This window comes from Sulfitobacter sp. JL08, from assembly GCF_003352045.1.
Classification (GTDB): Bacteria; Pseudomonadota; Alphaproteobacteria; order Rhodobacterales; family Rhodobacteraceae; genus JL08.
On sequence record NZ_CP025815.1, the window covers coordinates 474,901 to 495,079 of the forward strand.

The following is a 20,179-nucleotide window of genomic DNA, read 5'->3' on the forward strand; positions in this document are numbered from 1 at the left end:
GACCGCACATGATGACATCGCTTTTTTCAGTTGCCCTTGGCGGCGCAATCGGGGCCAGCCTGCGTTACGGCGTTGGCGTGTGGCTGCTCCGTGCATTCGGGCCAACCGGCTTTCCTCTTGGGGTGATCAGCGTCAACATCATCGGGTCGTTCCTGATGGGTGTTCTGGTGGTGCTGGCCGCGCAAAAGGGTCTGACCCATCTGAACCCGTTTCTGGCAGTTGGCGTTCTGGGCGGTTTCACAACCTTTTCGTCCTTTTCGCTTGAGACGGTGAACCTGATCGAAAAGGGACAATTCGGAATGGCCGGAGCCTATGTCGTATTGTCGGTTGTTTTATCCATCGCGGGCCTGTTGCTGGGCCTGTGGTGCGCGCGCGGGGTCTGGGCATGAGCAGGGTACAAACCGTCACCGTAGAAGAGGGCGACAGCGACCAGCGGCTGGATCGCTGGATGCGGCGCCTGTTTCCGCAGGTCAGTCAGGGGCGCATCGAAAAGATGTGCCGCAAGGGCGATCTGCGCATTGATGGCGGACGGGTCAAGGCCTCGACCCGCGTTCAGGCGGGTCAGCAGGTGCGTATCCCGCCGCTGCCCGAAGCGGGCCAGATCAGCGCGCAGGCCAAAACCTCGATCAGTGCGGCAGACGCCAAGATGATACAATCCTGTGTGATCTACCGCGACGATCACATCATTGCGCTGAACAAACCGCACGGCCTGCCGGTGCAGGGCGGCAGCAAACAGGTGCGTCACGTGGACGGACTTGCCGAGGCGCTGAAATTCGGTCTGGATGAAAAACCCAAACTGGTCCACCGGCTGGACAAGGATACATCGGGTGTTCTGCTTCTGGCGCGCACCCGCAGCGTGGCAAGCGCGCTGACAGCCGCGTTCCGGCATCGTGAAACCCGCAAGATCTACTGGGCTGCCGTGGCCGGTGTGCCGCATCCGCAATCCGGCGTGATCAAATACGGGCTGGTCAAGGCACGCGGGCACGGTGACGGTGGCGAGGGCGAAAAGATGTATTGCGTGCATCCGCGCGACGTGGACAGTACCGATGGCGCAAAACGCGCCACCACAGATTACACCGTGCTGGCGGCCGCCGCGAAGCGTACCGCCTGGGTCGCGATGATCCCGGTGACGGGCCGCACCCACCAGTTGCGTGCGCATATGGCTGAAATCGGCCATCCGATTGTCGGTGACGGAAAATATGGCGGGTCGGGGCAGGACAATCTGGGCGATGGCTGGGGCGCCAATCTGGGCGGCGATGTCAGCAAGAAACTGCATCTGCATGCGCGTTCGCTGACGCTGGAGCATCCGGTGTCCAAGGCAATCCTGCACCTTACCGCCCCGCTGCCCCCGCATATGGAGCAGACCTGGAACCTGTTCCAGTGGTCGGCGAATGATGTCCCTGTCGATCCGTTTGAAGATTTTGAATGACGTCTGCGCAGCGACTGATCATTTTTGATGTGGATGGCACGCTGGTGGACAGCCAGCGCGATATTATCGCGGCCATGACACGCGCGTTTGACGGGGTTGGCCTGCCGCACCCGCCCCACAGCGATATTCTTTCGATTGTCGGGCTGTCGCTCGATGTGGCCATGGCCCGGCTGGTGCCGGATGCGCCCGAAGATCAGCGTGTGCAGATGGTACACGGATACAAGGACGCTTATATCGCTTTACGTGCCGAAACCGGTGCGGCTCTTTCTTCGCCGCTTTATGCGGGCGCGGCGGACACGCTGGCGATGCTGAATGCCGTGCCGGAAAACATTCTGGGCGTCGCCACGGGCAAATCACGGCGCGGTCTGGACAAGCTGCTGGCGGCGCATGGCATGGAACAACTGTTTCTGACCCAGCAGGTCGCCGATTTTCATCCGTCCAAGCCGCACCCTTCGATGATCGAAGCGGCGATGCGCGACATCGGGGTAGGGCCGGCGCAAACCGTGATGATCGGCGATACAAGTTTTGATATGGACATGGCAAAGGCGGCGGGCGTCGGTGCCATCGGGGTCAGTTGGGGATATCACGATATTTCGCGCCTGCATGCGGCTGACCGGATTGTTGACAGTTTTCCGGCGCTTGACGAGGCATTGCAGGACATTTTGGGGGCGCGCGTATGAGCGAGTGGAAACAGAAACGGTTCTGGAAAAAGGCCGAAACCGTGCCTGTCGCGGACGGGTTTACGGTGCATCTGGATGGTCGCGCGATCAAAACGCCGGTCAAGGCCGGGCTGATCGTTCCGACACGTGCGATTGCCGATGCGATTGCGGCGGAATGGGATGCGCAGGAAGATCTTGTGAAACCGCATACGATGCCTGTGACCCGTGCCGCGAATGCCGCCATCGACAAGGTCACGCCGCAGTTCGTCGAAGTTGCCGATATGCTTGCCGCCTATGGTGATTCGGACCTGCTGTGCTACCGCGCCACATCCCCGGACGAGTTGACCGAACGTCAGGCCGATTTTTGGGATCCGTTGCTGGACTGGGCGGAAACGGCGCTGAACGCCCGTCTTGTCACCGTTGCAGGCGTCATGCATCAGGCGCAATCACCGGAATCTTTGCAAGAACTGCGCCAGCGCACCCATGCGCTGAACGCATTTGAACTGGCCGCATTTCACGATCTGGTCAGTCTGTCCGGCTCGCTGATCATCGCATTTGCCGCGATCAAAGGCCATTTGCCGCCACAAACGCTGTGGGAAGTGTCGCGGCTGGATGAAATCTGGCAGCAGGAACAATGGGGAAAAGACGACGAAGCCGAAGCCGCCGCTGCAATAAAGGCCGAGGCGTTTTTTGCCTCCAAAAGGTTTTTCGATCTTTGCCAAAGCCTGCCAGACAACCCGCGTCCGGCTGCATAACCCGCCGCCGGGGCGCGCCTGAGCCGGTTTCGGGATTCGTCAGTTTCGGTGATCATCCCCTTGACGTTTAGTGATGAATCCGACCAAACTCGGTACCACCGACGGGGTATCGCCCGTTTTCGGTATCGCCTCCGGCTAACATGTCGGATGAACCGCCCCATAAGGTGGCGGACACTCAGGAAGAGGTAAAAATGAAAAAATCCGTTTTTTTTGGCGCGCTAACGATCGCCGGTCTGGCAGCGGGTGTCGCTGCGGCAGGGACGCTTGATGATGTCAAGGCGCGCGGCAAGCTGAATTGCGGCGTAACAACCGGTGTTCCCGGTTTCGCAGAGCCGGATGCAAATGGTGTTTGGCAGGGCTTTGACGTTGCGGTATGCCGCGCTGTTGCAGCCGCTGTTCTTGGGGATTCAACAGCCGTTGAATTCGTTCCGACAACCGGCAAGACACGTTTTACGGCTTTGGCGTCGGGTGAAATCGACATGCTGGCCCGTAACACCACATGGACATTCAGCCGCGATGTTGACCTGAAGTTCGATTTCGTAGGTGTAAACTACTACGATGGTCAGGGCTTTATGGTTCCCAAGGCGCTTGGCGTTTCGTCGGCCAAGGATCTGGACGGTGCAACTGTCTGTATCCAGACCGGTACAACGACCGAACTGAACCTGGCCGATTTCTTCCGTGCCAACAACATCAACTACGAGCCTGTTCCGATTGAAACAGGTGCCGAAGCGGTACAGCAGTATCTGGCCGGTGCATGTGATGTTTACACAACTGACGCCTCCGCTCTGGCGGCGCAGCGTGCAAACTTTGCAACCCCTGCAGATCACGCGCTGCTGCCCGAAATCATCTCGAAGGAGCCGCTGGGCCCGCTGGTCCGCCACGGCGACAACGAATGGGGTGATCTGGTTCGCTGGACACTGAACGCGCTGATCACAGCCGAAGAACTGGGTGTGACATCGGTGAACGCCGAAGAAATGACAACCGGTTCAAGCAACCCCGAAGTCAAGCGTCTGCTGGGCTCCGAAGGAACGCTGGGTGAAATGCTGGGTCTTGACGCAGACTGGTCCAAGCGGGCCATCATGGCTGGCGGCAACTACGGCGAAATCTTTGCCCGTAACATCGGCGAAGAAACACCAATCGGTCTGGCGCGTGGTTTGAACGCACAATGGACCGAAGGCGGCCTGATCTACTCGCCTCCTTTCCGGTAAGACAAACTTGTCAAAGGGCGCAGATCATGTCTGCGCCCTTTGCACATCAGACGACCGCGATTGCCAAACAGCCGCAAGAGCTGAAAAAAATAACTGGCCGCACAACGGGGAAGTTCCTAGATGACAACGCTTTCTGACCCTCCACGGGGTTCGTTCAACCTGTCGATGCTGATCAACGATACGCGCTACAGGTCTTACACATTTCAGGCTCTGGCGCTTTTGGCCCTGATCGTGTCCTTTTCATACCTTGGCAGCAATCTGGCGCAAAACCTGCGCGATGCCGGCCTGAATATTTCTTACGAATTCCTTAGGAATCCGGCGGGCTATGATATCAACCAGCAGCCGATCCCCTATAACAGCCAGGACACGCATCTGCGTGCATCTATCGTTGGCGCGCTGAATACGCTGATTGTCGCGTTTCTGGCCTGTGTAACGGCCACTGTGCTGGGCGTGATCGCCGGTGTTCTGCGTCTTTCCAACAACTGGATCGTCGCCAAACTGATGAGTGTTTACGTCGAGATTTTCCGGAACATTCCGGTTCTGATCTGGCTGATCATCATCTTTACGATCACGGCCAACATCTTTCCCAACATCTCGGATTACCGCGGGGACGATCCTGAACGGTCGCTGCTATTGGGCAGCATGGCCTTTACCAACCAGGGCGTGTTTGTTCCGGCCCTGATATTCGAAGCCGGCGGCTGGGCGGTGTTCGGGGTGTTTATCGCCTCGATCTTTGGCGTTTTCATGGTACGCCGCCACGCACGACTGAAACTGTTCAACGAAGGCAAGGTGGTTCCGGTTCTATGGCCGTCCATCGCCATCCTGATCGTGCCCACCGTCATCGCCTATTACGCGCTGGGGCGTCCGATCGCACTCGACATGCCGGTGATGGGCCGGTTCCGGTTCGAAGGCGGGTTGCAGCTGCGCACATCGTTCATCGCGCTGTGGTTCGCGCTGGCGATCTACACAGGTGCCTTTATCGCGGAAAACGTTCGCGCCGGTATTCTTGCCGTCAGCAAGGGCCAGACCGAAGCTGCGGCTGCGCTGGGCTTGCGCCCGCGCCGGATCATGAACCTTGTGATCCTGCCGCAGGCGCTGCGGGTGATCATCCCGCCGCTGATTTCGCAATATCTCAACATCACCAAGAACTCGTCCCTCGCGATTGCCGTGGGGTACATGGATCTGACCGGTACACTGGGCGGCATCACGCTGAACCAGACAGGCCGCGCGATCGAATGCGTGCTGTTGCTGATGTTGTTCTATCTCACGTTCTCACTGTCGATTGCGGCGATCATGAACGTCTACAACAACAAAATGAAACTGAAGGAGCGGTGAAATGAGTGAAACACATGCACATACCGTCGCCTTCGTACGCGAAACTCAACTGCCCCAGATGGATCCCCCTCCGGGTGAAACCGGGGCTGTAAAATGGGTGCGTGAAAACCTGTTTTCAGGCTGGTTCAACACGATCATGACGGTCATATCGCTTTATGTGATCTACCGTCTGGCCGCGGGTATCTTTCCGTGGATCGTGAACGGCGTCTGGACGGCAGACAGCATCCGCGAATGCCGCACGATGATCGGGGATACCGGCGGCGGCTGTTTCGCCGTGATCAAGGAGCGCTGGCAGCAGATGCTGTTCGGATTCCAGTATCCAAGCGATCAGTACTGGCGTCCGACGGTGGCCTTCATTCTGTTGTTCGTTGCCGTGGCTCCGGTGCTGTTCATGCATCTGCCGCGAAAACTGCTGATCTTTACCGGCATCTATCCGTTTCTGGCCTTCTGGCTGATCTGGGGCGGCTCGATCCTTGTGCCGATTCTTGCGGCTGTGGGCCTGATCGTGGGTTACTTCGCCTTCAAGCGCTTCGAGCGTATCGGTTTTATGGCCGGGCTTGGCCTGGGTCTGGTGGCCACGGTAATCACGTGGTGGGTTGGTGGCTTTGTGACCGGCGCAATGTCGGGGTTTGTGGCACTTGAACCTGTGGCCAGCCGGGATATGGGGGGCTTCATGCTCAACATGATCCTGGGCACGATCTGTGTGTCGCTGTCCTTGCCCATCGGGATCATGCTGGCGCTGGGGCGGCAATCGCATCTGCCGATTGTGAAATGGATCTGCGTTGTCTTCATCGAATTCGTGCGCGGTGTGCCGTTGATCACCCTGCTGTTCGTGGCAAACGTGGTTCTGGCCTATTTCTTTCCGCCCGGCACGGCGCTTGATCTGATCCTGCGTGTGATCATCATGATCACCATGTTCTCGTCGGCCTATATCGCAGAGGTGATCCGGGGCGCGCTGGCGGCCCTGCCACGCGGCCAGTACGAGGCGGCGGACAGTCTGGGGCTGGATTACGCGCAATCCATGCGGCTGATCATTCTGCCGCAGGCGCTGAAAATCTCGATCCCGGGCATCGTGAACGTGGCGGTTGGTCTGTTCAAGGACACCACGCTTGTGTCCGTGATTTCGATGTTCGACCTTGTCGGCATGATCCGCGGGCCCATCCTGTCATCAACAGACTGGGCGGGCGTCTACTGGGAACTCTGGGCCTTTGCGGCCGGGCTGTTCTTTGTCGTCTGCTACGGCATCTCGCAATACTCTCAATGGTTGGAGCGCAAGCTTCAGACCGGCCACCGATAAGGAAGGGCTGATAAAATGGCTGAACAAGCACAAGAAATGAAAATCTCGAACGAAGTCGCCATTTCGATTGAGAAAATGAACAAATGGTACGGCACCTTCCACGTGCTGCGCGATATCGATCTGACAGTGTATCAAGGCGAACGGATCGTGATTGCGGGCCCGTCGGGGTCGGGCAAATCCACGCTGATCCGCTGCATCAATGCGCTTGAGGAACACCAGCAGGGTTCCATCACGGTGGACGGCACGTTGCTGTCCTCCGATCTCAAGAACGTCGACAAGATCAGGTCCGAGGTCGGAATGTGTTTCCAGCATTTCAACCTGTTTCCGCATCTGTCGATCCTTGAAAACTGCACGCTGGCCCCGATCTGGGTGCGCAAAACGCCCAAGAAGGAAGCCGAAGAAATCGCGATGCACTTCCTTGAAAAGGTCAAGATCCCCGATCAGGCCAACAAATACCCCGGCCAGTTGTCGGGCGGACAGCAGCAGCGGGTGGCGATTGCACGGTCGCTGTGCATGCGCCCGCGCATCATGTTGTTTGACGAACCGACATCGGCGCTGGACCCCGAAATGATCAAAGAGGTTCTGGACACGATGGTCGAGCTTGCCGAAGAAGGCATGACGATGCTGTGTGTGACCCACGAAATGGGCTTTGCCCGTCAGGTGGCGAACCGCGTGATCTTCATGGACGAAGGCCAGATTGTCGAACAGAACGAACCGGAAGAGTTCTTTAACAACCCGAAATCCCCCAGAACCAAGCTGTTCCTCAGCCAGATTCTGGGCCACTGACGGGCGGATCGGGACCAAAAGACGATTAAAGGCGGGCCAGTGCCCGCCTTTTTTACTTTCAGACGCCGGGCAATTCGCGCGGGATCACGAAATCCTGCACCGTGCCCTGCCCGATCCTGACATCGCGCCAGTTGTCCACGTCAAATTGGATAACGGTGGTCGCGCCGGTCGGGTAATCCAGAAATCGCGGATGCGCAGGTGATGCGTTGACCAGACGTTCGACAAAGTCGGCAATGCCGGGGTTGTGCCCCAGCATCAGCACGCATTTGCCATCGGCCCCCTGCAGCACATCCAGCATTCGTTCGGCACCGGCATGGTACAGCGCACGGGTGTATTCGGGCGTGACGGACAGGTTCAGCCCCTCGACCGTTTCCTGCGTGCGCGTCGCCGTTGAACTGATCACGCAATCGGGCAGGTATCCTTTGGTGCGCAGCCAGTCGTCCAGAGCGCGGGCCGAGGCGATACCGCGTTTGTTCAACGGGCGGTCATGATCGGACAGCATGAAATCATCCCAACTGGATTTCGCGTGGCGCATCAGGATCAGGGTGCGGGTCATGGGGCGATAAACCTTTGCATGTGATAGGCCGATTGTGCCGGCAGGCGGCCAAAGCTGCGCGATACGGGGCAGGCGCGGCGCGCGGCGCACCCGCTGGTCATGCAGGCGACGCTGTCTTCGGTTGTGATATGGCTTTTGCAGCGCGCCACGTCATATTCCCTGCCCGACAAGGCGCTGACCGGACAGGCCGACAGACAGGGTTGATCCGTGCAGGTCAGGCAGAGCGCATCAGGCGGCGTGGGCAGATCGATATGCACAGGCAACGCCAGCGCACCACGGATTGACACGAACAATCCGGCGCGGTCATGCACCAGAAACAGAATGGGCGACGGGTGCAATCGGCCAGTGCGGGTGGCCCATTCGAAAAACGGCAGATGCGGCGGCCCGCCAAACGGGTACAGCGCCGTGCCTTGTATTTCATCTGCCCAGCCGCCGATCACGCGCGCCGACCAGCGATCAACCGGGTCGGGCAGCCCGTCGCGGCCTTCGGGTTCCGATTGCAGGTGCGGCCAGAACGCAGGTTCGTTCGGCCCCAGCAGCAGCAGCGTCTTGCAGTTTGACAGATCCGGATCATCCGCATCGGGATGAAACCCGCCCAAAATGGTCAGCTGGCGCGCCAGTGCCGCCTGTTCCAGATCGTCATAGGTCATTTGCGCTGGAACGGCAGGCGCAAGGACCAGCCCAGCCGGCTGGGCCGGTCATCCTGCCATTCCAGACCAATCTGCATCTGTGTGTGCCCTGCGGCAGGTTGCGCCAGATAAGTGCCGAACAGCCGATCCCACACTGACAGGGCAAAGCCGTAATTTGTGTCATGTTCGGCGCGATGCACCGAATGATGCACCCGGTGCATATCCGGCGTCACCAGAACCTTGCGCAATATCGCGTCCAGCCATAGGGGCAGGCGGATATTGGCATGGTTGAACATTGCCGTTCCGTTCAGAAGAATTTCAAACAGGATCACCGCCAGCGCGGCGGGCCCCAGCAGATAGACCAGCCCGATTTTCAGCACCATAGACAGCGCGATTTCCACCGGATGAAAGCGGATCGCGGTGGTCACATCAATATCGACATCGGCGTGATGCACGCGGTGAAGCCGCCACAACAGCGGCACCTTGTGGGTGATCAGATGCTGCAACCAGATCGCGAAATCAAAGATCAGAACGGCCAGCACCACCTCGAACCAGACGGGCCAGCCGACGATGTTGAAAAGGCCCCAGCCTTGCGCGCTTGCATCCAGCGCCGCGCCCACCGCGAGCAGCGGCAGGCCAAAGGCCAGCGCGCGCAGGGTCAGTGTGTTCAGGATGGTGATGCCCCAGTTCGTGATCCAGCGGGTGCGGCGCGGCTGGCGGCGGTCGCGCCGCGGGGCCAGCGCCTCAAGCGTGGCAAACAGGGCAAACAGCCCCAGAAATATCCCCAGACGTATGGCGGCTTCGTGTTCCATGAAATGAACCTAACCACCGGGGGCGCGCAGGCAAGGGGCGCGGTCACACATTCGCGTTGGCCCGGGCCTAACCGGCACGGATGATGCTGCCTGCACCGTGTTCCGTAAACAGTTCCAGCAGGCAGGCATTGGGCGCGCGTCCGTCCAGAATAACGGCGGCGCGCACGCCCCCGTTCAATGCATCCAGTGCGGTTTCCGTTTTCGGGATCATGCCACCGACGATGGTGCCGGCTTTGGTCATCTCGTGGATTTGCGTCGCGGTTAGTTCCGTCACGACTTCGCCGCTGTCATCCTTGACGCCCGATACATCCGTCAGCAGCAACAACCGATCTGCCTTAAGCGCGGCGGCAATGGCACCGGCGGCGGTATCGCCGTTGATGTTATAGGTTTTTCCATCCACGCCCACGCCCAGCGGCGCAATAACGGGGATGTATTCCCGTTCACCCAGATCGCGCAGCACGCGCGGGTTGATAGTATCGGGCGTGCCAACAAAGCCCAGATCGGGGTGGGTGGGTGTGCAGGTGATCAATCCGGCATCCTTGCCCGACAGGCCGATCGCGCGCCCGCCCTGTGCGTTGATGGCCTGCACGATCCGTTTGTTGACCAGACCGCTTAGCACCATTTCGACCACATCCATCGTCGCGGCATCGGTCACCCGTTTGCCATGCACGAAATCGGATTTGATGTTCAGCTTGTCCAGCATCGCATTGATCATCGGGCCGCCGCCATGCACCACCACCGGATTGACCCCCACCTGCCGCATCAGCACGACATCGCGGGCGAATTCATCCATCGCTTCGTCGCTACCCATGGCGTGACCGCCCAGCTTGATCACAATGGTCGCGTCAGCGTAGCGCTGCAAATAGGGCAGCGCCTGATTAAGGGTGCGGGCAGTGGCGATCCAGTCACGGTTCATGTCTTGTTTCTTCATCTTTTGACCCATTTGCACAGGGGGTAGCGAAAACAACCGCAACTTACCACTAAAGCGTGGCGATGATATTGCGCAATGTGGCGATCCCGTCGCCCTTTTCGGATGAGGTCAGCACGATCTCGGGAAAGGCGGCCGGATGTTTGGCAAGCGCGGCGCGAACCTGATCCAGAACCTTGTCCAGATCGCGGGCCTTGACCTTGTCGGCCTTGGTCAGCACGCACTGGAATGTGACGGCCGCGCCGTCCAGAAGGGCCAGAATTTCCTGATCGACCGATTTGATCCCGTGGCGCGCGTCAATCAGCACAAAGGCGCGGCGCAGCGTCTGACGGCCCGACAAGTACTGTTTCAGCAGCCGCTGCCATTTTTCGATCACCGGCAGCGGCGCATTGGCATAGCCGTATCCCGGCAGGTCGACCAGATAGTGGCTATCGGCCAGCGTGAAAAAGTTGATTTCCTGCGTTCGTCCGGGTGTATTTGAAGCCCGCGCCAGCCCCTTGCGGCCCGTCAACGCATTGATCAGCGTTGATTTCCCCACATTCGAACGCCCGGCGAAACACACCTCGGTCCGGTCGGCGGGGGGCAGGCCCGACATGGCAACCACGCCTTTCAGGAAATCGGTCTGGCCCGCAAACAGGATGCGGCCCAGTTCGGCCTCGGCGGCATCGGGCGTTTCGGCGATGGGAAAGGGCAGGGTCATATCGTTCCTTTCACCGGATCACCGACAGACAAGGCGCCACCCTCCACAACCTCGGCGTAGACGCCGAAATCCTGATGGTTCCAACCGGTTTTCAGCGTGCCCAGCGTGTCGGCATCGCGCAGGCCGGTTCTGGGATTGGCGGCGGTGTGCATGCAGCGTTCGATGCGTTCCTTGACCTGAAACACAACATCGCCGATTTGCACGGTTTTTCCGATCCAGTCGAATTCTTCCCACGGGGCCAGACCGTCAAACCAGATATTGCCGCGCCAGCGCTCGATCTCCAGCGGGCGGCCCAGTTTCTGGCTGACCGCGCGGTGCGAACTCATGTTCATGATCGAAACCGAAGGGAAATCGGAATCCGTCATGCCGCGATCGGTGGCTTTGACCACGGCATTGTGCTGTGCACGGTTTTGCGGTGCCAGGGGGCGCACCCAGTCCAGAAACCGTTTGGCATCTTCCGGGTCATCGGGGCAAAACCGCAATTCGCCCAATGTGTCATGGCGCAGCGTCACCGATTGTTGTGCCGCGTCGTACTGCGCCCACAATCCGGCCAGAGCAGGCGCGCGTGTGCCGATCATGAAATTCTGGCAAGGTGCCCAGTCGCCGCCGGCATAGGCGCTGTTGTCATGGGTGACGGCCCACACGCGATCCCCCGGCATGGTTCTACCCGCGCTTAAAATCACCGTCTCCAGCGCTTCGCGCCCGTGGCTTTTGACCGGATGACGCCAGAGAGAGGTGACAGCGCCGGTCATTTCGCGTCTGGTTTCGGCTTTTTCTTAAAGCTGCCTTTGATGTTGCCGAACACATCGGGTTTGTACCCTTGCGAGCGCATGATCAGGTACTGCTGGGTAAATGTGATCGTGTTGTTCGCGATCCAGTAAACCACCAGACCGCTGGCAAAGCCGCCCAGCATGAACATGAACACCCAAGGCATCCACGCAAAAATCATCTGCTGTGTCGGGTCTGTGGGGGCGGGGTTCAGCTTTTGCTGCAACCACATGGAAATGCCCAGCAACAGCGGCAGGATCCCGATAAAGATCAGCGCCATGATTGTGCCCGGCTCTGGTGCCGCGACAGGCAGCAGGCCGAACAGGTTGAACAGGCTGGTCGGGTCGGGGGCAGACAGATCCTGAAACGGGCCAAAGAATGGCGCATGACGCAATTCGATGGTGACAAAGATCACCTTGTAGAGCGAAAAGAAGATCGGAATTTGCAGCAGGATCGGCAAACAGCCCGAGGCGGGGTTTACCTTTTCCTTCTTGTACATTTCCATCATGCCCTGTTGCAGCTTCTGCTTGTCGTCGCCTGCCGCTTCCTTCAGCTTTTCCATCTGGGGCTGAAGCTCTTTCATCTTGGCCATGGACACGTAGGATTTATAGGCCAGCGGGAACAGCAGCGCCTTGATGATCAGCGTCAGGCCGATGATCGACCAGCCCATATTGCCGATCAGCTTGTTCAATTCGTGCAGCAGCCAGAAGATCGGCTTGGTCAGGAAAAAGAACCAGCCCCAGTCGATGCTGTCGATAAAGCCGGCAACCCCGGCATTCTGGTATTCGCGGATGGTTTCCCATTCCTTGGCGCCGGCGAACAGTTGCGATGACACCTCAACACTTTGGCCGGGGGCAACGGTTTGTGTCGGTTTCACGATCTCGGTCTGGTAGATATCTGTTTTGGCGACATATTTCGCCGTCAGACGGAACGCAGCGCTTTGATCGGGGATCAGGGTCGTCATCCAGAAGTGATCGGTAAACCCGATCCAGCCTTCGGTTACGCCGTCAATCCGCTCTGCCGGTGTGCCTTCACGCTCGTCGACCGCGAAATCGGGCATATCGGAATAGTCGATTTCGGCCAGTTCGCCGTCGGCCATCGAAACCACGCCTTCGTGCAGAATAAAGAAGTTTTTAAGGCCGTCAGGTTCGCCATGGCGCGCCAGAATGCCGTAGGGGGCCATGCTGGCGGGGGCATCGCCGGTGTTTTCCACGGCCTGCGTGATCTTGAACATATAGTCGGCATCCACCGCGATGGTGCGGCGAAAAATCAGGCCTTTGCCGTTGTCCCAGACCAGCGTGACGGGGGTGTCGGGCGTCAGCGTGGCACCGCTTTCGATGGCCCATTGCGTATTGGCGCCGGGCACGTCCTCCAGCGTCAGGCCGGCACCGGGGGCCCAGCCGAACAACGCATAATAGGCTTTGTCGCTGCCGACGGGCGACAGCATTGTTACAATCTCGGAATCCGGATCCTGGGTAACGCGGTAATCGGACAGCGACAGATCGTCGATCCGGCCACCCAGCAGGGAAATCGTGCCGCGCACGCGCGGGGTCTGGATCGGAACGCGCGGTGCATCGGCCAGTGCGGCCGCGCGGGTTTCTTCGGCTGTTGCGGCTGTCACAGGGGTGCCGGCAGGGGCCGCTGGTGTATCGGCCACGGGCACGCCGGTATCGGAGACGGCAGCGGGTGTTGTAACGTCTGTCGGCGTGGGTTCGGGCGGCGGGAACAGGATGAACCAGACAAGAATGACGATAAAGCTGAGCGCGGTCGCGACAATGAGGTTCTTGTTCTGATCGTCCATCGGGGACTGCTGCCTTCTGCTGATTGGGGCCAATTACGGGTCAGGCCGGTTCAACAGAGTGCGGCCCCAAAGGTCAAGCAGATTCGGCCGGTTTGAGAGGGCAATTTCGCGTGAAACCGGTGCAAGAGCATCGCAAACATGCCGGTTTTCGCCTGTTTCAGGCCGTGCCGCCGATGCGGGGCGGATCGGTCAGTTTCGCCTCGTGGCGGGTGATCCAGTCCAGTGTCTGGTCAAACGGCATCGGGCGGGCAATACCGAACCCCTGCACATGATCGCAACCCAATTGCGCCAGCAGCGCATGTTCGCCCACCGTTTCCACACCTTCGGCCAGCGTTTCAAGGTTCAGCCGTTCCGCCATTGTCAGGATCGCGCCGATCATGCGTGGTTGTTCCGCGTCGCGGTCGGCCTTGATCACAAAGGACCGGTCAATCTTGATCCGGCTGATGGCAAAGCGCCGCAACGACGAGATTGAGGCGTGTCCCGTTCCGAAATCATCCAGATCGATAGGACAGCCAAGGGCCGCAAGCCCGTTGATATTGCGTGTCACCGTGTCATCGGGCGAGTCTGTGACAACGGTTTCCAGAATTTCCACCGCCAGCCTGTCCGGCGTCAGGTCAAACCGGTCCAGCTCCCATTTTACTTTTTCGACAAGGCGGGGATTGTGCAGTTCGGGGCCGGCAAAATTGACGCCAACCTGCGGCACGCTGACGCCGGCCCCATCCCAAGCCTTAAGCGCTGTCAGCGCGTGATACATCATCACTTCGGCCAGCCGTTCCAGCAACCCCGCCTGTTCCATCACAGGCAGGAATTCCTCTGGTGAAATCAGGCCACGCTCGGGATGGGTCCAGCGGGCCAGCGCTTCGAACCCGGTTACCTTGCCGGTGTCGGTTGAAATCTGCGGCTGATACCACGGTTGAAGCTGGCCGGTTTCAAGCGCCTTGGCTGCATCTTCGCGCAGGGATGATTTCAACGTCTCCCGGCGCTGCATGTCTGCCGAATAGGCCCGGATCGAAGAGGGCCCGTGGCGTTGTGCCTCGGCCAGGGCAGAGGCGGCGGCCTGTACCCAGCCCTTTGCCGTTTTGCCCGCCGCCTTGCTGCGCAGGCAAAACCCGACCGAACAGGACATGTAAAGCGCCGTGCCGTCGACTGAAACCGGTTCTTCCACCGCAGATTGCAACCGTCCTGCCAATTGGATGCACAGTTCCAGATCAAGCTGGCGCACCGGCATCAGGCAGATCGCAAACTGGCTGTCGCCATAGCGCGCGACGCTGTCATTGTCGCGCAGAACGGCGACGATGCGTTCGCCGGTGCGCGCGACTACGTGATCGGCGGCGGCCTGCCCGTGGCGTGTAACTAGGTCGCGATAGTCATCCAGTTCCAGCAAAAAGGCCGCGGAATGGTGCCCCGATTGCGCGGTCACCTCGTGCACCTGAGACACAATGCCGTCAAACCCGTCCCGCAGCAGCAAGCCCGACACGCTGTCGCGCGGCAGGGTCATGCCGCGCTGCACAACGGGGAAAATACCCCCCAGCGCGAACACCAGCGGAATGGCCAGCGCCACGGCCATCAAGGCGAGTTCCCCACCGACCCAGTAGGCCGCAAGCGTTGCCGCCGGCAAAAAGGCCAGCAAGGCTGGTGACAGCAGCACCGATTGCATCCTGTCGCGCAAAGGGGCCGTTTTGGATTTGGAATGCCGGTGCATAAGCGGGCCTTTCGATCGACGGTGAACAACACGTCGCGCAAAATAGGGCCGCAAGGATCAGGGCGGGGTTAACGCCGGCACAGGAACTTGCAGGTCTTTGCCTAAACTTGTTCCGAATTGTCGCCGGCGAGACGGGTCAGCCCGGCAAAATCGAACAGCGCCGGATCCAGCAGATGCGAGGGGCGGGCGTTCATCAGGGCCCGGAACATCACCTGACGCCGCCCCGGGCTGCGGGTTTCCCATTCATCCAGGATCGCCTTGACCTGCTGGCGTTGCAGCCCGTCCTGCGATCCGCACAGATCGCAGGGAATGATCGGATATTGCATCGCGGCGGCGAATTTTTCGCAATCCGCCTCCGCCACATGGGCCAGCGGGCGATAGACGAACAGATCGCCCTCTTCGTTCAGCAGCTTTGGCGGCATCGTCGCCAGACGCCCGCCGTGAAACAGGTTCATGAAAAAAGTTTCAAGAATATCGTCGCGGTGATGGCCCAGAACGACGGCACTGCACCCTTCTTCACGCGCGATCCGGTAAAGATTGCCACGCCGCAGCCTTGAGCACAGCGCGCAGAAGGTACGCCCTTGTGGTATCTTGTCCATCACGATGGAATACGTGTCCTGATATTCGATGCGGTGGGGCACATCCATGCGTTTCAGAAAATCGGGCAGGACGGTGGCGGGAAAGCCGGGCTGGCCCTGATCCAGATTGCAGGCAAGGATATCAACCGGCAACAGCCCGCGCCATTGCAGTTCGTGCAGGACGGCCAGCAGGGTGTAGCTGTCCTTGCCGCCCGACAGGCAGACAAGCCAGCGCGCGCCGCGTTCGATCATGCCATATTGTTCGATCGCCTCGCGGGTGTGGCGCACGATCCGTTTGCGCAACTTCTTGAATTCGGTGCTGCGGGGCGCACCGGCAAACAGAGGGTGGATATCTTGGTTATCGTCCAGCATGGCTTGGCTTTAGTAGAGTTGCGCAGGTCAAACAAGAGCAAGAGATTTTGCGCTTTGGGTAAACCGAAACGCGGCGGGTCGCGTATAACGGAAAAAGGAAACATCACTCATGCGCCGCCTTACCTTTGCCCTTCTTGCCGTGCTTGGCCTTGCCGCCTGCGTCGGAAAACCGTCGCTGAACGATGATACGCTGTCGGATCGCCAGTTGAATCTGGAAGAGTTCTTTGCCGGAGAGACAGTGGCCTATGGCCAGTTTCAGGATGTGTTCGGCACCGTGCGCCGCCGGTTCGAGGTGGATATAACCGGAGACTGGGATGGCAAGACCCTGACCCTGACCGAAGATTTCCTCTATGAGGACGGATCGACGGAACAGCGCGTGTGGTCGCTGGTCAAAACCGGGCCGGACAGCTGGCAGGGCACGGCCCCCGGCGTGATCGGCACCGCAACCGGGCAGGAAAACGGTGACAGTTTCAATTGGCAGTACGAAATCGATCTGCCGGTCCCCGATGGCACATTGCGCGTCACCTTTGACGACTGGATGTGGTTGCTAAGTGACGATCGCCTGTTGAACCGCGCCTATATGAAACGCTTTGGCGTGCCGATTGGCGAAGTGATCATCACCTTTGAAAAACGCCCCTGACACGGATATTGGCAAGGTTTCGCCGGAAGGTAGGTGATACCTTACTTTGCGTCACCTTCGGGATCGGGCACAGTTCACCCATCAGGGCGGGGGTGCCGGATCACAAAGGGGATCAGCAATGGATTATGTTTTTAGCGCGCGCCGTGTGCGTCAAGGTGCGTTTGATGATGAACCGGGCAGCACGTATTTTCTGGCCGTACCCGACAACGCTGGCGATATCGGACCAGACCAACGGATCGGGGCTGCCGGTGGCAACATGCCTGACAAATGGGCAAACGCCGTCCTTGCCGAAGCGCGATCAGGTGTCAACCCGCGCACCGGCCAGCCCAAGGGCGATATTGTCATCTACATTCACGGGTTCAACACCCCTACGGCCACGATGTTGCAACGCCATAGGCTGATCAAGAAAGGGCTGGGCGATCAGGGGTACAAGGGCAGCGTGGTCAGCTTTGACTGGCCTTCTGCGGCTTCGGCGCTGAACTATTTGGAAGATCGCAGCGATGCAAAAACCAGCGCCCGCCTGTTGGTGGATGCGGGGATTTCCGGATTTGCCGCCCGCCAGACCCAGGACTGCGAGATCAACCTGCATATACTGGCCCATTCGATGGGCAGCTATGTCCTGCGCGAAGCGTTCGACGATGCCGATGACCGGCCTGCCGTTGCGGCCACCAGTTGGTCGGTCAGCCAGATCATGCTGATTTCGGGTGATATCTCAGCATCCTCGATGGGCAGTGACAACCCCAAGACAAGCTCACTTTACCGCCATTGCGTGCGGCTGACCAATTACCACAATCCGTTTGATTCCGTGTTGTCGCTGTCAAACATCAAGCGCGTCGGTGTGTCTCCCCGCGCGGGGCGCATCGGGTTGCCGGATGTGCGCCCGTCCAAGGCGGTGAATGTGGATTGTGGTGCACATTACAACGCCCACAAGGATGCGTTTGATCATCTGAACAACGATGATCACATCTGGTATTTCTACGATCAGACCTTCATGCGCGATGCCTTTGAAACCATCGAAGGCCACGTAGACCGGAACGAGATTACAACCCGGATCGGAACCCACAGCCAACTGATGCTGCGAAAACCGGGCTAGGGGCGGGCGCAGGCGCATACGTTCCGGACCCGCAGCAGATTACCCTTGGGCTGCCCAGATATAGCCCGCATATCCGGCCAGAAACATCGCGCCGATCCAACGCCCGACAACAGCGCGTGTCAGCAACACACCGGTCAGAACCAGAGACAGCGCCACCATGACGGGCAGATCAAACACCAGAAATCTGTGCGCCACCGGAACGGGTGTGATCAGCGCGGTCACACCCAGTATGCCCAGAACATTAAAGATGTTTGATCCGATCACATTGCCGATCGCGATTTCCGATTGACGCCGGATCGCAGCAATGACCGATGTCGCCAGTTCTGGCAGGGATGTGCCGACAGCCACGATTGTCAGGCCGATAAACGCTTCTGAAACGCCAAGACCGCGTGCGATTGACACGGAACCGTCTACCAGAAACCGCGCGCCCAGCATGACCAAGGCCAGCCCGGCAACAACCCACATCGAAGATACAGGCACCGAAGCTGGGCTGGAGGTTTCTGGCGTTTGCGGCATGTTCACACCGGGATTGCGGTATGCCCATGTAAGATACGTCAGCAACGCTGACACCAGCACAAACCCTGTAAACCGTTCCAGATATCCGGATAAAAAGACAGGGACCAATACCAGAGTGGCCGCGGTCATCACAAATGTGTCCCGTTGCAATGTGGCCCCGGAAACGCGGATTGGCCAGATAAGCGATGTCAGCCCGACGATCAGAAGAATATTGGCGATGTTTGATCCGATAATATTACCAAGCGCGATGTCAGGGACGCCGCGCCATGCAGCATCAACAGAAACCAGCAATTCTGGCGTGGATGTGCCGAACCCGACGATCGTCAACCCGATCAGCAGTGGCGGGATAGAGAGGCTTCGGGCAATTCCGACACTGCCTCGGACCAGCGCTTCGCCACCAAAGAACAGGCCGACCAATCCGGCGACGACGTAGGCGTAATCCAATTGAAAATCCTCTGCGGCAGATGATCTGCCCGCAGTGTAATTAGGTACTGCTCTGGGACCGCAACAGAGCCTGCCAAAGAAAAACTATGCAGGGTGCGATCAGATGTTCAGACCGTCCCGGATACGGGGCATTGAGGCTAGTTGCCGGGCCTGTCGCGCTCCTTGCGCCCGGGGACCGGATCATAGCCATCGCGGCCCCAGGGATGGCAGCGTGCGATGCGGCGCGCCGCCAGCCAGCTGCCCTTGATCGCCCCGTGCTGGTCAAGTGCCTCAAGCGCATAGGCACTGCAGGTGGGCTGATAGCGACAGTTGTGCCCGACCCACGGGGAAAAGATCAGCCGGTAGGCGCGCACGGGCAGGGCGACGATATGTGCCAGCGGGGTCATGTGCCGCGATCCTTGTGGATCTTGTTTAGGGCATTGACCAGATCGGATTTCAGATCGGTGAAATCGCGGGTCGCGGTCACATCGGGGCGCCCGATCAGCACGTAATCCCAGCCGGGTTTGCCATGTTCGGGCAGCAGCGCGCTCGCCACTTCGCGCAGGCGCCGTTTGGCACGGTTGCGCGCGACAGCGTTGCCGACTTTCTTGGAACAGGTGAACCCGACGCGGATACCCTTGTGGGGTTCGTCGGGCTGGCGGCGGCGGGCCTGCACCATCATGCCGGGCGTGCCCTGCCGTCTGGCCCGCGCGGCGCGCAGAAAATCGCTGCGTTGGGAAAGAATTGTCAGACAAACGGAAACCGCCGGGGGCGTATCCCCTGCTGCAGGTGTTCCTGCGTCGGGGGCCTCCGGCGGTGTCATGCCTGAACGGTCGGTGGGCGCTTTATGCGCTCAGCGACTTGCGCCCACGGGCGCGGCGTGCGTTCAAAATCTGGCGGCCCGACTTGGTTGCCATGCGAGCGCGAAACCCGTGACGCCGTTTGCGGACCAGGTTCGAAGGTTGATAGGTGCGTTTCATCGCTCCGTCTCCAATATTCGGTTCCGGGCTCGCGGATTCGGCCCTGGATGTGTATTCGAAGCCCGTCCTTTAAGGGGGTGGAAAGGGTAAGTCAAACCATTGTCGCGCCATTTCGCCGGGTTTTTGCAACAAAAGTCCGCTCGCGCCCCACACCAATTGTTTCAATATCCGAAAGAACCGCTGAAATCATCACGCCAACTGTCACCTGGTAT

General features: G+C 59.4%; 23 protein-coding genes. 10 read left to right on the top strand and 13 right to left on the bottom strand.

Going from position 1 to position 20,179, the window contains the following annotated elements:
* Positions 1 to 8 precede the first annotated feature (8 nt).
* The 8 genes from crcB (at position 9) to C1J05_RS02505 (ending at position 7,469) form a co-directional block, all read left to right on the top strand.
* Positions 9 to 389, top strand: a complete 381-nt coding sequence (gene crcB / locus C1J05_RS02470) for a fluoride efflux transporter CrcB (protein WP_114868878.1) — start codon at positions 9 to 11, stop codon at positions 387 to 389.
* Positions 386 to 1,429: an RluA family pseudouridine synthase gene (locus C1J05_RS02475; RefSeq protein ID WP_114872062.1), complete on the top strand. Its 1,044-nt coding sequence runs from the start codon at positions 386 to 388 to the stop codon at positions 1,427 to 1,429. The genes crcB and C1J05_RS02475 overlap by 4 nt, the downstream gene beginning before the upstream one ends.
* Positions 1,426 to 2,109: an HAD-IA family hydrolase gene (locus C1J05_RS02480; RefSeq protein WP_114868879.1), complete on the top strand. Its 684-nt coding sequence runs from the start codon at positions 1,426 to 1,428 to the stop codon at positions 2,107 to 2,109. The genes C1J05_RS02475 and C1J05_RS02480 overlap by 4 nt, the downstream gene beginning before the upstream one ends.
* Positions 2,106 to 2,843, top strand: a complete 738-nt coding sequence (locus tag C1J05_RS02485; RefSeq protein ID WP_114868880.1) for an ATP12 family chaperone protein — start codon at positions 2,106 to 2,108, stop codon at positions 2,841 to 2,843. Before C1J05_RS02480 ends, C1J05_RS02485 begins: the two co-directional genes overlap by 4 nt.
* Before the next feature lie 191 nt (positions 2,844 to 3,034).
* The gene (locus C1J05_RS02490; protein WP_114872063.1) at positions 3,035 to 4,051 is read left to right on the top strand and encodes an amino acid ABC transporter substrate-binding protein; all 1,017 of its coding nucleotides are present in this window, start codon (positions 3,035 to 3,037) and stop codon (positions 4,049 to 4,051) included.
* Positions 4,052 to 4,171: 120 nt separating this feature from the next.
* The gene (locus C1J05_RS02495) at positions 4,172 to 5,386 is read left to right on the top strand and encodes an amino acid ABC transporter permease (RefSeq protein WP_114868881.1); all 1,215 of its coding nucleotides are present in this window, start codon (positions 4,172 to 4,174) and stop codon (positions 5,384 to 5,386) included.
* Between the two features lies 1 nt (position 5,387).
* Positions 5,388 to 6,683, top strand: coding sequence for an amino acid ABC transporter permease (locus C1J05_RS02500; protein WP_114868882.1), 1,296 nt, complete (start codon positions 5,388 to 5,390; stop codon positions 6,681 to 6,683).
* 15 nt (positions 6,684 to 6,698) lie between these two features.
* Positions 6,699 to 7,469 carry an amino acid ABC transporter ATP-binding protein gene (locus C1J05_RS02505; protein WP_114868883.1) on the top strand — a complete coding sequence of 257 codons (771 nt, stop codon included), beginning with the start codon at positions 6,699 to 6,701 and terminating at the stop codon, positions 7,467 to 7,469.
* A gap of 58 nt (positions 7,470 to 7,527) precedes the next feature.
* Here the strand turns inward: C1J05_RS02505 and C1J05_RS02510 are convergent, their stop codons facing one another.
* From C1J05_RS02510 to ttcA, 9 genes are all read right to left on the bottom strand, one after another.
* Positions 7,528 to 8,025, bottom strand: a complete 498-nt coding sequence (locus C1J05_RS02510; RefSeq protein ID WP_114868884.1) for a SixA phosphatase family protein — start codon at positions 8,023 to 8,025, stop codon at positions 7,528 to 7,530.
* A complete protein-coding gene (locus C1J05_RS02515; RefSeq protein ID WP_114868885.1) occupies positions 8,022 to 8,675 on the bottom strand; it encodes a ferredoxin in 654 nt (217 codons plus the stop codon). Before C1J05_RS02515 ends, C1J05_RS02510 begins: the two co-directional genes overlap by 4 nt.
* Positions 8,672 to 9,466, bottom strand: a complete 795-nt coding sequence (locus C1J05_RS02520) for a sterol desaturase family protein (protein WP_114868886.1) — start codon at positions 9,464 to 9,466, stop codon at positions 8,672 to 8,674. Before C1J05_RS02520 ends, C1J05_RS02515 begins: the two co-directional genes overlap by 4 nt.
* A 67-nt stretch (positions 9,467 to 9,533) precedes the next feature.
* On the bottom strand, positions 9,534 to 10,397 hold the full coding sequence (gene argB, locus C1J05_RS02525; RefSeq protein WP_205389036.1) for an acetylglutamate kinase: 864 nt from the start codon (positions 10,395 to 10,397) through the stop codon (positions 9,534 to 9,536).
* 49 nt (positions 10,398 to 10,446) lie between these two features.
* On the bottom strand, positions 10,447 to 11,094 hold the full coding sequence (yihA, locus tag C1J05_RS02530; RefSeq protein ID WP_114868887.1) for a ribosome biogenesis GTP-binding protein YihA/YsxC: 648 nt from the start codon (positions 11,092 to 11,094) through the stop codon (positions 10,447 to 10,449).
* Positions 11,091 to 11,846, bottom strand: a complete 756-nt coding sequence (locus tag C1J05_RS02535; protein WP_114868888.1) for an MOSC domain-containing protein — start codon at positions 11,844 to 11,846, stop codon at positions 11,091 to 11,093. Before C1J05_RS02535 ends, yihA begins: the two co-directional genes overlap by 4 nt.
* A complete protein-coding gene (gene yidC, locus C1J05_RS02540) occupies positions 11,843 to 13,663 on the bottom strand; it encodes a membrane protein insertase YidC (RefSeq protein ID WP_114868889.1) in 1,821 nt (606 codons plus the stop codon). The genes C1J05_RS02535 and yidC overlap by 4 nt, the downstream gene beginning before the upstream one ends.
* 157 nt (positions 13,664 to 13,820) lie before the next feature.
* On the bottom strand, positions 13,821 to 15,365 hold the full coding sequence (locus C1J05_RS02545) for a putative bifunctional diguanylate cyclase/phosphodiesterase (protein WP_254684681.1): 1,545 nt from the start codon (positions 15,363 to 15,365) through the stop codon (positions 13,821 to 13,823).
* Positions 15,366 to 15,466: 101 nt separating this feature from the next.
* On the bottom strand, positions 15,467 to 16,315 hold the full coding sequence (gene ttcA, locus C1J05_RS02550; RefSeq protein ID WP_114868891.1) for a tRNA 2-thiocytidine(32) synthetase TtcA: 849 nt from the start codon (positions 16,313 to 16,315) through the stop codon (positions 15,467 to 15,469).
* Between the two features lie 109 nt (positions 16,316 to 16,424).
* On the opposite strand from ttcA, the gene C1J05_RS02555 reads away from it, so the two are divergent.
* Complete coding sequence (locus tag C1J05_RS02555; RefSeq protein WP_114868892.1) at positions 16,425 to 16,955, top strand: DUF3833 domain-containing protein; 531 nt, start codon at positions 16,425 to 16,427, stop codon at positions 16,953 to 16,955.
* A gap of 118 nt (positions 16,956 to 17,073) precedes the next feature.
* Complete coding sequence (locus C1J05_RS02560) at positions 17,074 to 18,048, top strand: alpha/beta hydrolase (RefSeq protein WP_114868893.1); 975 nt, start codon at positions 17,074 to 17,076, stop codon at positions 18,046 to 18,048.
* Positions 18,049 to 18,087: 39 nt separating this feature from the next.
* Here C1J05_RS02560 and C1J05_RS02565 read toward each other — a convergent pair whose 3' ends face one another.
* From C1J05_RS02565 to rpmH, 4 genes are all read right to left on the bottom strand, one after another.
* On the bottom strand, positions 18,088 to 19,008 hold the full coding sequence (locus C1J05_RS02565) for a calcium/sodium antiporter (protein WP_114868894.1): 921 nt from the start codon (positions 19,006 to 19,008) through the stop codon (positions 18,088 to 18,090).
* Between the two features lie 137 nt (positions 19,009 to 19,145).
* On the bottom strand, positions 19,146 to 19,394 hold the full coding sequence (gene yidD, locus C1J05_RS02570; protein WP_114868895.1) for a membrane protein insertion efficiency factor YidD: 249 nt from the start codon (positions 19,392 to 19,394) through the stop codon (positions 19,146 to 19,148).
* Entirely contained in the window at positions 19,391 to 19,810 is a 420-nt protein-coding gene (gene rnpA / locus C1J05_RS02575; RefSeq protein WP_114868896.1) for a ribonuclease P protein component, read from the bottom strand. Before rnpA ends, yidD begins: the two co-directional genes overlap by 4 nt.
* Positions 19,811 to 19,832: 22 nt before the next feature.
* Positions 19,833 to 19,967 (bottom strand): 50S ribosomal protein L34, encoded by a 135-nt coding sequence (rpmH, locus tag C1J05_RS02580; protein WP_114868897.1) that lies wholly within the window; start codon positions 19,965 to 19,967, stop codon positions 19,833 to 19,835.
* Positions 19,968 to 20,179 lie beyond the last annotated feature (212 nt).